Source organism: Salinicola sp. CR57 (genome assembly GCF_003206585.1).
Classification (GTDB): Bacteria; Pseudomonadota; Gammaproteobacteria; order Pseudomonadales; family Halomonadaceae; genus Salinicola; species Salinicola lusitanus.
Window position 1 is genome coordinate 69,947 of the sequence record NZ_PZJL01000003.1, and the last position, 12,018, is coordinate 81,964.

Genomic DNA, 12,018 nt, shown 5'->3' on the forward strand with positions numbered 1-12,018 from the left:
CCGCCCCGGTCGAAGGCGATCGCGGCCCTCAGTCCGCAGCGTCGAGTCGTCGAAGCCAGCCCGCCACGAACGCCTCGGCCGGCAGTACCCGGAAGAGTTCGGTCGAACGGACCGCCGCTTGAAAATAGGGATCCCTGTCCGCGGCGAACGTCGGCACGAACCCCGCCCGCCTCGCCCGGCGCCGCTGCTGGCGGCGATTGGCGCGCGGCGAGAGGTCGCTCATGCTGTCCAGCAGCAGCGCCTTGTGTTTCTGTCGCTCCGCGTCGAGCGGCCAGAGCATCGGTATCGGCGTGTCGTCGAACAAGTCATCGATGGCGATGGATCGCGGCGGCATCCAGGCGGGCTGGAAAGCGGGGCCGGGTGGGTAGGCGCGGCGGTAGTGGTTGGCATAGAGCATGACTTGGGTCGGCCGGTGCGCGCTTTTCGCCAGCGCCATGGCCAGTGCCAGCGAGGTCGCGCGATGGTCGGCGTGCGGATCGAACTCCGGGTCGGTCACCAGTATCGTGTCCGGGCGGATGGTGTCGATCATCTGGCGCAGGGCCGCCAGCACATGCTCGCGCTCGAGCACGTCGGCCTCCGAAAACGGCAGTTCGGCACGATTGAACGCCCGAGCCTCGCTTAGCGGCCAGACGAGCCTCTGGGGGGTGCCGTCGTGGATCAACGGCCACCCTTGGCCATCCGGCACCCCGATCAGGGTCGAGCGCTCCGCCGGCAGGCCGGCCAGCATCGGCGAGGCGTAGACGTTCCAGCGCCGCCACTCCGCCTTGCGCCGGGTGGCATCCGCCAGTGTCCGGTCCAGCCCATCGAGGTACTGGCGATCCACTCCCTTGAGCTTTTCGCCGCAGGAGAGAGTGACGATGTGCAGGGAGTCGGCGTGATCGCTGTAGAAGCCGCCGGCGGCCAGTTCCGCATCGTCGGGATGCGGTGCCAGAATCAGAAACGGGCCGTTCAGACGGGGGCGCGGGTGCCAATGGAGACACGGCGCCCCGACGAGCCGGGCACCGTCGATGGCGAGGCGCAGCTCGCTCTGGGCGGGCAGGTCGGGCGTCAGCGGATAGGCGATCCTCTGGCTGTCGCGCGACGCTTCCAGGGTGAAGGAGGCCACCTCGCCACCGTCGCGGCCGACCGTGACAGTGGGCAGGCCGCGACGCCACAAGCGCCAGCCGCCGGTCTCCAGCGCCAGTTCGATCTCCACCATGCCGGCCACGCCGACCATCTCGTCCGGCAGGCGAAAGCGGTAGCCACCGCCGGCCACGGGCTCTGCGTCGTGCCGTCCGTTCATGCCGCTCCCATCGATTGCAGATGTCGGGTCATGCTGTCGACGTATCGCTCCAGCGTGAAGCGCTCGCTGACGAATTGGCGACCCGCCACGCGCATGCGGTGATGGCGTTCCGGGTCGCCCAGTACCGCGGCAACGCTCTCGGCCAGCCGCTCCGGCGAAACGCCGAGCGGCACCCGCAGTTGGTCGGTATCGGGATCGTAGACCTGGGCCGAGATGCTGCTGTGACCGGGATGCGTCGTGAGCGATTCGACCGCTTCCGTGCATGGCAGGGTCAACCCGGTGACCCCTTCGTCCAGGGTCTCCGGTAGCCCGTCGACCCGACTGCCGATGACCGGGCAGCCAACGGCGGCGGCCTCGATGCTGACCATCCCGAAGGTCTCGCGAAACGAAGGACAGAGCAGCAGATCGAGTCGCGCCAGCGCGGCGGGCATGTCGTCGACGAAACCGTGAAAGACGACCCGATCCTTCAATTGCAGCGCTTCGACCAGTGTCTCCAGATCCTGCTGCATCATGCCGCTGCCGAGTACGTGCAACTCGGCGTCGAGGCCGCCGTCTACCAGCCGGCGAAGCGCGCGGATGGCGATGGGGAACCCCTTGACCGGCACCAGCCGTCCGGCGACGCCCAGCCGCCAACGCCGCTTCACGGCCGGCTCAGGCGCCTCGATGACGACGCGGTCCCGCAAGGGGTGAATCAGCGGGTTGTGCTGCACCACCATGGAGATATCGGCGACGCCCCAGCGCAGCTGCAACATGCGGCGGGTGGCGTGGGAGACACAGATCACGCCATCGCAGGCGGCAAGGTGCGCCAGTCTCGAGCGGCTCGGCATGGCGCGCCAGGCGGAGCCGTGATCGTAGTGGATCGCTCGCGCGCCGAGCTTGCGATGGGCTGCGATCAGGGGCCCGGCGTTGAGCTGGGACCAGCTCAGCAGCACGTCGGGACGCGGCAGCTCGGTCAGTGCCCGCGACACGCCCCACTCTCGCAGCCCCGGCACCCAGGCCGGCAGCTTGACGCCCTGCGGCGCCTTGTAGCGAATCACCGGCGTGTCCGACGGTATCCGAGAGGCCATCGCCTTGGCGACTCGGTCACCCTTGTTGAACACCAGGTTGACGTGGCGTCGAGACAGCTCCTGGATCAGTGTGGCGCAGAGCATGCCGATGCCCCCCGCCACGTTGAGACTTGCGAAGTGCGATACATTCATGAGAACGCCATACCCGTCGAGTCAGTGGCGTCCAGCGCCAAGATAATGAGCATGGTAAGGGATGCGCCGGCAAGCGCAAGCGACGGTTCGCCGAAGCCCCTAGACGAGAATGTCCGACGGTCCGCGAATCTCCGACTCGATCCGCGTGCCTGTCTTGCGCTCCTCGTTGGAGAACCCGTCGAATTCGGCCAGGTCGGCGAAGTCGAGCCCGGCCAGCTCCCCGATCCGGGCCACGCTGCGCTGATAGGTCTTGTACTGCCCGAACATGAAGCCGAGCCCTTCGAGCTCCTCGGCCTGCTCGATCATGTAGGCCGTGGCCGAGGGCTGGCCATCCGCCATGAACGCCACCACCTTCCAGTACGCCTCGGGGATTCTTACGCCTCGGTAACGGCGATCCTCTTCTCGAAACACGGGCCCGGTGAAGACCGTGATTCGCTGCCCGTCGGCGCGAGCGTTCTCCAGCAGGTAATTTTCCAGCCCCAGCCAGGTCTGCTGATTGAACCCCGCCATCTGCGGCGTGCAGTTGGTGAAGTGGAAGGTATCGGCATTGGCCTGCTCGGCCTCTGCCCCCCAGTTGGCCGAAGTGCGGCGAACCAGATGCCCCCGGTCCAGCGGGTTGCGCGCGTAGAGCGACTCGCCGACCTGAAGCGATTCGTCGATTCGGGGATCGAAACGCCAGTTGTCGTTGCGCCTGGGCACGCTCTCCAGCCGGCTGCCATCGAGATTGAGGGCAGTGAAGATCGCCAGCCTGCGGGAGCGCGACATCACGACCGAGAAGTGCGTGTAGTCGAGCCGGCCGTCGTCACGGCCGGGCACCGGCGTCACGTCCTCCGCACGCGCGCCGACGGGCGCCGGCAGCGGCACGACGAGGTCGCCCAGAAACGCCGTGTCGTATCCTTGGCGGTCACTCAGAGACTCGCGATCGGTGATGCCCATCGACGGCGCCGCCACCGTCGATCTTGCGGTGCCAGAGACAACCAGGCGACGCAGGTCGCGCAGGCCAGGGCGACGAAATTCCTTGTGGGGCATGGGACTACACTCTCCAGGGTCCGATCGGGGGCGGCCATCAGCCTGCCACGGGCCGTGAGTGCCACGTGACAGGCCGACGACGACTCACTTCCAGAAGTTGCTCTTCACCAGGTCGACGACGTCGCTCATGCGGCCATCGAGCACGGCCTTGCCCGAGTAGAGCGCGGTGGAGGTGACCTGCCCCGGCTCGATCTTGGGCGGCATCACCAGCTCCATGCGATTGACCTTGACGTCGAGAATCGCCGGCCCGGGGTGGGACAGCCACTCGGCAATGGCGTGCTTGAGCTCGTGCTCGCGTTCGACACGTCGTCCCCACAGGCCTATCGATTGCGCCAACAGCCCGAAATCCGGGTTTTCGAGGTCGGTGTAGCTATCCAGCAGACCATCGACCTTCTGCTCCAGTTCGACGAAACCCAGCGAGCTGTTATTGAAGACGACGATCTTGAGCGGAATCTTCTCCTGTTTCAGGGTCAGCAGATCGCCCATCAGCATGGTCATGCCTCCGTCGCCGCACATGGCGATGACCTGCCGTTCCGGAAACGCCTTCTGGATACCGATCGCCTGGGGATAGGCGTTGGCCATGGTGCCGTGGACCAGGCTGGAGAGCGTACGTCGTTTCCCGTTGGCACGGATGTGACGCAGCATCCACACCATCGGGCTACCGCCGTCGGCGGTAAAGAATGCATCGTCATGGGCCGCTTCGTTCAGCGCCAGCGTCAGCTCCTGCGGGTGAATCAGCGCATCGTCCCCGGACTCGTGGGCGTCGTGCTCCAGCGCCTTGTGATAGCTCTTGCGGCACCGGTCCAGCCACGCCGTGTCATGCTGCTCGTCGACGATCTGGGCCAGTGCGGCGCAGGTGTCGCGCACGCTGCCGAGCAGCCCGATATCGACCGGGTGGCGCTTGCCGATCTGCTGCGGATCGATATCCACCTGAATGATCGTCGCCTTGTCGGGATAGAACTGAGTCCAGGCGAAGTTGCACCCCAGCAGCAGCAAGGTGTCGCAGTCGGCCACGGCATGATAGCCGCCGGCCAGTCCGAAAACCCCGGTCATCCCGACCTCGAAGGGATTGTCGGGCTCGATGAAATCCTTGGCTCGCGAGGTCCAGGCCACCGGCGCATTGAGCTTGGCGGCCAGCACCATCACCTCGTTGCGCGCATGCTCGCAGCCCGCTCCCGCGAAGATGGATATCTTGCCGCCGGCATTGAGCGCCTTGATCGCCGGCACCAGTTCCTCGGCGCTGGGCCGGGTGATCGGGTCGAAGCGATGCGTCCGATAAGGCAGGTCCTGGCTCGGCTTCTGGGTGAACAGGTCACCGTGCACGATCAGCACCGCGACGCCGTTCTTCGCCAGCGCCGCCTGGGCCGCCAATGTGGTCAGCCGCCGCACCTGATCGGGGTTGATGATCGTCTCGCAGAAGACGCTGTACTGCTCGTAGATCGGCTTGGGGTCGACATCCTGCGGAAAACCGACACCGGTATCGGCGGTGCCGACCTGGGAAGCGATCAGCACCACCGGCGAACCGCTGCGATGGGCTTCGAACAGACCATTGACGAAGTGCAGCGTGCCCGGCCCGCAAGTGCCGGCGCACAGTGCCAGCTCGCGGGTCATGTAGGCCTCGCCGCCCGCAGCGAAACCGCCGACCTCCTCGTGGCGGACATGGACCCACTCGAGATCGCTGCGGCGAATGGCATCGGTGAAGTGGTTGATGGTGTCCCCCACCACGCCGTAGCAACGCTTGGCACCGGCATTGGAGAGGGTTTCGACGATGATTTCGGCGACGTTCTGACTCATGGAGCGACTCCTTTCGCAGGCGGGGATCGCCTCGAGGCCCGATGGAGCTCGGCGATTCCGCCATGACCAGGCCCGGTGAACTGGGCGGTGAAAAGACAAACGGATTAGTAGTGGCGCATCTTGCGCCCCCTGATCAAGCGTAGTCGGCCATCGCCGATTCGTCCGAGGCATCTAACAGGCATCGTTCGGATGACCAAAGTCTTAGCAGTCTTCTTTTGGAACATGACCTATTACTGAACAACCGGACGGAGGGCGGAATCCTCGGGGGGTGAAAGTCATGCTGGGGAGCCATATTCGAGTCAGCGCGTTTCGCTGGGTGCCCGATTTCGCCCGTGGCAAGGTTCGCGACCTGCGGGTCCGCTGGGCCCTGGAGGAAGCCGGCCTGCCCTACGAGACCGAGGCCATCGACTTCGTCGAGAAACGGAGCGCGACCTATCTGTGTCGGCAGCCCTTCGGGCAGGTGCCTGTGATCGAAGTGGATGGCGAAGCCATGTTCGAGTCCGGCGCCATCGTGCTCAAGATCGCGGAACAGTACGAACCGTTGCTCTCTCGAGTTCCGCGTCGGCGGGACCAGACCCTCAGCTGGTTGTTCGCCGGCCTGAACAGCGTCGAACCCCCGATCATGGCGCTGGCCGAGCTGGATTTTTTTGTCGAGGACGAGACGGTCAGGGCACGTCATCGTGAGTTCGTGCTGGGCAATGTCGTCGATCGACTCGACGATCTGGCGCGCGTCCTGGGCGAACGTACCTACCTGGTCGACGAATTCAGCGTCGCCGACCTGATGATGACCACTGTGCTGCGCATTCTCGATCACACCGAACTGCTCGTGGAGCGCCCTGCTCTCGACGCCTACGTGAGGCGATGCAGCGAACGACCAGCCTTCGGTCGCGCCCTGCGGGCTCAACTGCGCGTATTCGACGAGAACGCGCCCGTCTCCGGCTGAATGTGACATCAGGATATCGAGTGATCGGGCGCTACGGCCGAGCGGTCAAGACAGGGCGGGCCAGGCGGCGAGTCGAGCGATGATCGGCTAAAGGAGACGTGGAGGGAAAGACATGCACTATGTACAGGGGTTCGTGGTACCCGTGGACGGTGGCAAACGCGATGCGTATCACGCGCTGGCCGAGAAAGCCGCGACCTTCTTTCTCGAGCAGGGCGCCATACGCATCGTCGAGGCCTGGGGCGAGGACGTGCCGGACGGCAAGGTCACCGATTTCAAACGCTCCGTTGCCGCCCAGGCGGATGAGCAGATCGTCTTTTCATGGATCGAGTGGCCCGATAAGTCCACCTGCGAGACTGCCGCGCAACGCATGCAGAGCGACGAGCGTTGCAAGATGCCCGACGACTTGCCCTTCGACGGCAAACGCATGATCTGGGCCGGGTTCACGCCATTTCTCGATCGATATCGGGACGATAGCGCGACCTAAGCCATTTCCGCCGGATCGGGTACGCGGGGGAACCGCGGCGGATGCGCCTGCATGTAGGCGTGGCAGGCACGCAGTACACGTACGTCGTCATGCTTGCCACCGGCGAGTTGAAAACCGACCGGCAGACCGGACTCCGTGAAACCGCAGGGGACCGAGGCCGCCGGCTGCTGACTCAAGTTGAACGGGTAGGAGAACGGAGCCCACTCCTCCCAGTCGCGCATGCCACTGCCCGGTGGGACTTCATGTCCCGTGGCGAACGGCTCGATGGGTACCGTCGGCGTCATCAGCAGATGGTACTTCTGGTTGAAGCGCTCCAGGCACTCGGTGAAATTGGCCCGGCGCCCCAGCGACTGGAACAGATCGAGCGCGCTCCACTGCTGGGCAGTGCGGGCATTGTCGACCAGCCCGGGGTCGAGCTGTTCGCGCTCCCGATCGCTGCATTTCGACCAGAAGTCCAGCGAGGCGGTGAACCAGAGCTTCTGAAAGATATCGATCGGCGACTCGAAGCCGGGGTGGACTTCCTCGACCTCCGCGCCCAACTGCTCCAGGTTGCGGGCCGCCTCGCGCACGCGTGCCGCGATCTGCTCGTCGACCTCGGCGTAGCCCAGCGTCGGCGAATAGGCGATTCGCAGTCCCCGCAGATCCTGATCGATGTCTGCCCCCCAATCGTCCGGCTGGCCGCGGGTGGCGTAAGGGTCGCGATAGTCGTAGCGGCCGATGACGTTGAGCATACGCACGGCGTCCTTGACACTACGGGTCAGCGGACCGATATGGGACAGGGAGGGCTCCGTGGCCGGCGGCCACTGGGGCGTCCAGCCGTAGGTCGGCTTGAAGCCGAAAACGCCGGTGAAGGCGGCGGGAATGCGTATCGAACCGCCGGAATCGCCGCCCTGGTGCAGCACCCCCATGTTGAGCGCCGCCGCCGCTGCCGCCCCGCCCGAAGAGCCGCCCGGGGTCAGGCGCGTGTCCCAGGGATTGCAGGTGGCGCCGAAGACCCGGTTGTCGGTCACCGCCTTCCAGCCGAACTCCGGGGTATTGGTCTTGCCGAGAATCACGGCGCCCGCTTCCCGAAGCATGCGCGCCGGCGGACAGTCCTCTTCGCACGCCGCCGTCGACGAGGTCAACGAACCGCCGCGAGCCGGCATGCCGGCCACTTCGGCCAGGTCCTTCATCGATACCGGGATACCGTCGATGGCGCTCAGCGGCTTGCCCTGACCCCATCGCCTGGCCGAGGCCTTGGCAGCCTTCTCCGCACCCTCGCGATCGACATGGACATAGGCGTTCACCGCATCGTTGAACCGCTCGATACGCTCGAGCGCCGCCCGGGTCGCCTCCAGCGGAGAGGCCTCGCCGGACCGATACAGCCGCTCGAGCTTCTCGGCGTCCATGTTGCCAAGATCCGTTTCTGAGTCTGTCCCGTTCACAATCGGCTCCACGTCCTGTGGTGTATGGAATATCCCTCCGTACCAAGGCTAGTCGGCGATCGCGACGGGACGCAATGTCGGCGGGCAGCGCATCGTCGAGACCCATCACGCGCTCAAAAATCGTGTTCCGCCTCGGCCGGTGATGTCGCATGGGCGTTAATGCGCTGGAGATGCAGGCTTCGAGTCAGGCGAATGATCGGCCGGATCAGCATCTCGACGCTGCCGATCAGGAACAGCCAGGTACCGTAGTAGGTCAGTGATTCGTAAAAAAAGAAAAAGCTGCCGATGACGAACCAGATGCCGATGAGAATATCGTTGACGATGCTCAGCACTTCGTAACGCCGACGGATGATGAGTTCGTCACGGCCGAAATGCAGCGTCAGCCCCTGATTTACGCCGGCGGATCGGTCAGTCCGCCCCGGGTCGTGCCCCCGCGTGCTGGCGCTGCTGCCTACCTCCGAACGGTCACCACGCATGATGGTACTCCCCCTGTCTTGGCTAGCGTTTCGGTCGACTCAGTCTGGCTCAGCTCGCCAGGGCGCGCAAAGTCAACGCGGACAGTGTCGGTGAACGCCGCATTCGCTGGCCCCCGGTCGGATTGTCTTCCATGATGAAGTCGGACTACGCGACCGACTCCCGGCAACCCACATGACGAGGTGAGAGCCGTGCCCCATTCGACGCGAGAGAAGGACCAACAGACGCCTGCCGCCGACGACACCACGATGTTCATCTTCGGCGCCGGCGGCGACCTGGTGAAACGACTGCTGATCCCTTCACTCTATAACCTGGACCGGGACCGCCTGATCGCCCCGGAGATGCGGATCGTCGGCATCGATCTCGCCGAGCACGACGACGAGAGCTTCCGTCGACACCTCAAGGACTTCATCGCCGACAAGGCCGCCGACAACCACTCGGAGAGCCGCGAAGGCTCCCTGGACGAGTCCCACTGGCGGGATTTCGAGAAGCGACTGCACTATCGGCAGGGCGATTTCACCGATGCCGCCATCTATCGCCAGATCGAGGAGGTCATCGCCGCCTCGGAGAGCGACAACGCCCTCTTCTATTGCGCCACCTCATCGCGTTTCTTCAGCGATATCGCCAGGCAACTCGGGAGCGCCGGACTGCTCGAGGAGCGCAACGGGCGATATCGCCGGCTCGTGGTCGAGAAGCCATTCGGTCACGACCTCGAGTCCGCCCGGGCGTTGAATGCCGATCTGCTCGAGGTGATGCAGGAAGAGCAGATCTACCGAATCGATCATTTCCTCGGCAAGGAGACGGTCCAGAACATCCTCGTCGCCCGCTTCGCCAACGTGCTGTTCGAGCCATTCTGGAACAATCATTACATCGACCACATCCAGATTACCGCCGCGGAAACGGTCGGCGTCGAGGAGCGTGCCGCCTTCTACGACAAGGCCGGCGCGATGCGCGACATGGTGCCCAACCACCTGTTTCAGCTGCTGGCGATGGTCGCGATCGAACCGCCGGCGGCGTTCGGCGCCGACTCCCTGCGCAGCGAGAAGTCGAAGGTACTGGGCGCCATCCGCCCCTGGACGACCGAAGAAGCCAAGCGCTACTCCGCCCGCGGCCGCTACGCGAAAGGCACCCTCGGCGACCGCCAGGTGCCCGGTTATCTGGACGAGCACGGCGTCGATGCAGAGAGCGAGACCGAAACCTTCGTCGCCATGAAGGTGATGGTCGACAACTGGCGCTGGGTCGACGTGCCCTTCTACCTGCGCACCGGCAAGCGCATGAGCGCGCGGGATACCGAAATCGCCATCTGCTTCAAGCCGGCGCCCTACGCCCAGTTTCGCAACACCGACGTGGAACGCATGGCCTCCAACTGGCTGATCATCCAGATCCAGCCCAACGAAGGCATGTGGTTCGACTTCCAGGCCAAGCGCCCCGGCCCCGAGTTGGAAATGGATACCGTCAAGATGGGGTTCGCCTACAAGGACTTCTTCGATCTGCCCGCAGTCACCGGCTACGAGACCCTGATCTACGACTGCCTGACCGGCGATCAGATGCTGTTCCAGCGCGCCGACACCATCGAGAACGGCTGGCGCGCGGTGCAGCCGTTCCTGGACGCCTGGTCCGAGCAGTCCGAAGCGGGCAAACCCGATATCGAGGCGTACGCTGCCGGCACCGATGGGCCGACCGGCGCCCACGAACTGATCCAGCGTGACGGCCGCGTATGGCACAAGGTAGGAGAAGCGACGGGGCCCGGCGTGGCGCCCGTGCCAACCCAGAGCAAGCGCTGACGGACACCATCAGGCTTAGGGTCGAGGGCCAAGTGGTCGCGCCATCAGCTTTTCGACCAGCGGCTGGCCCGCGATTTCGAAGTTCTGATCGAGTTCGAGGTCGCGGAAGCCGCAGCGCTGATAGAAGCGAATGGCCGGCGCATTGTCGGCAATGACCCACAGCCCCACCTCGCGATAGCCCTGGTCGAGACACCACGCCAGGGCGGCCTGCCACAGGGCGCTGCCGACGCCCTGGCCCTGCACCAACGGGGCGACGTAGAAGCCGTAGAGTTCGAACCAGCCGGGAGTGCGCATCTGGACCTCGGGTCGCGCACTCTCGCTCTGACGGAAAGGCCCGACACTCACCCAGCCCAGCAGCTCACCGGCATGGGTGTCTGCATAAGTATCTGCGAGGGTGTCCGTACGGGTGTCCGAACGCGTGCCGACGAAGACCACCGCCCCCGCCTCGAGCTGCGAGCGCCAGGTAGTGGCACGCGCGGCGACATCCAATGCCGCCAGCGTGGTCTCGGCGATCCAGCCACGATAGTTATGGCGCCAGGCGTCGACATGAATGTCCGCGATCGATGCCGCATCGTCCTGAGTTGCCCGGCGTACGCTAACGCCGTCCGCCACGTTCACCCCGCCAGCCGGCCCAACGCGAAGCCGGCGATGGCGGTGTCCTGCACCCCGGTGCCGGTGAGATCGCAGACGGTGATCTGGGAATCCGCGGTACGCAGGCCGCTCCCGCTGGCGATCACCCGACCCAGCTCGTTGACGGTGAATGGCGCCGCGTGGCCGGCGTAGGCCTTGAGCTCGCCGTTGTGCTCGCTCTGGGCGCGAGTATCGGCCACGAAATGATCGGCTCGCTCCATTACCGAGGTGTCGAGCTCGCGCTTGTCCGGGCTGTCCGAGCCCATCGCAGTGACATGCACGCCCTCGCGCAGATGTTCGCCGGAGAGCAGTGGTGATCGCGACGGCGTGGTGGTGACGATGATGTCCGCCTCGCGGCAAGCCTCGCCGATATCGGTATGCACCGCCACGGTCAAGCCGTAGGCCTCCTGCATCCGCGCCGCGTGGGCCTCGGCCTTGGCGACGTCGCGGGCCCAGACGTCGAGCGTCTCGATGTCGCGCACCAGCTTGAGCGCGGCGACCTGCAGCTCCGCCTGCAGCCCGGCGCCGAGGACGGTGACGCGGCGGCTGTCGGCTCGCGACAGATGCTTGGCGGCGATGGCGCCAGCCAGTGCGGTGCGAATATCGGTGAGATAGCCCTCATCGAACAGCACCGCCTCGACCAGCCCGGTCTTGGCCGAGAATACGATCATCAGTCCGTTGAGACTCGGCAGGCCGAGCTTGGGATTGTCGAAGAAGCCGGGGCTGACCTTGATCGCGAAGCGCGAATTGCCCTGGATATGGGCGGTCTTGACGTCGACCTCGCCGTTGGACTCTTCGATCGCCATCGACAGGATCGGCGGCTGGACGACGTTACCCTCACCCAGCGCGCGAAAACCGGCTTCAACGGCATCCAGCGCGGCATGATCGAGCGTGACGACATCCTGAATCTGCTGTCGGTTATAGAGCTCCATATGCAATCCTTCTAACCCGTTCCGTAACTACGGTTGAGATCGA

General features: G+C 65.1%; 11 protein-coding genes. 3 read left to right on the forward strand and 8 right to left on the reverse strand.

The window, feature by feature from the left end; translation table 11 throughout:
* Positions 1-28: 28 nt before the first annotated feature.
* The 4 genes from DOM56_RS04515 to DOM56_RS04530 all read right to left on the reverse strand — a co-directional run bounded on the left by DOM56_RS04515 (position 29) and on the right by DOM56_RS04530 (position 5,304).
* Complete coding sequence (locus tag DOM56_RS04515) at positions 29-1,282, reverse strand: PIG-L family deacetylase (RefSeq protein ID WP_110707714.1); 1,254 nt, start codon at positions 1,280-1,282, stop codon at positions 29-31.
* Entirely contained in the window at positions 1,279-2,481 is a 1,203-nt protein-coding gene (locus DOM56_RS04520; protein WP_110707715.1) for a glycosyltransferase family 4 protein, read from the reverse strand. Before DOM56_RS04520 ends, DOM56_RS04515 begins: the two co-directional genes overlap by 4 nt.
* Positions 2,482-2,580: 99 nt before the next feature.
* Entirely contained in the window at positions 2,581-3,510 is a 930-nt protein-coding gene (locus DOM56_RS04525) for a DNA/RNA non-specific endonuclease (protein WP_110707716.1), read from the reverse strand.
* Positions 3,511-3,594: 84 nt separating this feature from the next.
* Positions 3,595-5,304 carry a thiamine pyrophosphate-dependent enzyme gene (locus DOM56_RS04530; RefSeq protein WP_110707717.1) on the reverse strand — a complete coding sequence of 570 codons (1,710 nt, stop codon included), beginning with the start codon at positions 5,302-5,304 and terminating at the stop codon, positions 3,595-3,597.
* A gap of 277 nt (positions 5,305-5,581) precedes the next feature.
* Between DOM56_RS04530 and DOM56_RS04535 the strand changes: the two genes are divergently transcribed.
* Both DOM56_RS04535 and DOM56_RS04540 read left to right on the forward strand, forming a co-directional pair.
* Positions 5,582-6,247, forward strand: a complete 666-nt coding sequence (locus tag DOM56_RS04535) for a glutathione S-transferase family protein (protein ID WP_110707718.1) — start codon at positions 5,582-5,584, stop codon at positions 6,245-6,247.
* Positions 6,248-6,359: 112 nt separating this feature from the next.
* Complete coding sequence (locus DOM56_RS04540; RefSeq protein ID WP_110707719.1) at positions 6,360-6,731, forward strand: DUF1428 domain-containing protein; 372 nt, start codon at positions 6,360-6,362, stop codon at positions 6,729-6,731.
* Here DOM56_RS04540 and DOM56_RS04545 read toward each other — a convergent pair.
* Together DOM56_RS04545 and DOM56_RS04550 are read right to left on the reverse strand one after the other, a co-directional pair.
* Positions 6,728-8,167 (reverse strand): amidase, encoded by a 1,440-nt coding sequence (locus tag DOM56_RS04545; RefSeq protein WP_348627096.1) that lies wholly within the window; start codon positions 8,165-8,167, stop codon positions 6,728-6,730. The genes DOM56_RS04540 and DOM56_RS04545 overlap by 4 nt on opposite strands.
* 101 nt (positions 8,168-8,268) lie before the next feature.
* Complete coding sequence (locus DOM56_RS04550; protein WP_110707721.1) at positions 8,269-8,631, reverse strand: YrhK family protein; 363 nt, start codon at positions 8,629-8,631, stop codon at positions 8,269-8,271.
* Between the two features lie 189 nt (positions 8,632-8,820).
* Between DOM56_RS04550 and zwf the strand changes: the two genes are divergently transcribed.
* Positions 8,821-10,413 (forward strand): glucose-6-phosphate dehydrogenase, encoded by a 1,593-nt coding sequence (zwf, locus tag DOM56_RS04555; protein WP_232822175.1) that lies wholly within the window; start codon positions 8,821-8,823, stop codon positions 10,411-10,413.
* A 15-nt stretch (positions 10,414-10,428) separates the two neighbouring features.
* Here zwf and DOM56_RS04560 read toward each other — a convergent pair whose 3' ends face one another.
* The gene (locus tag DOM56_RS04560; RefSeq protein ID WP_157958164.1) at positions 10,429-11,025 is read right to left on the reverse strand and encodes a GNAT family N-acetyltransferase; all 597 of its coding nucleotides are present in this window, start codon (positions 11,023-11,025) and stop codon (positions 10,429-10,431) included.
* Positions 11,026-11,027: 2 nt separating this feature from the next.
* Positions 11,028-11,975 carry a cyclodeaminase gene (locus DOM56_RS04565; protein ID WP_110707722.1) on the reverse strand — a complete coding sequence of 316 codons (948 nt, stop codon included), beginning with the start codon at positions 11,973-11,975 and terminating at the stop codon, positions 11,028-11,030.
* Positions 11,976-12,018 lie beyond the last annotated feature (43 nt).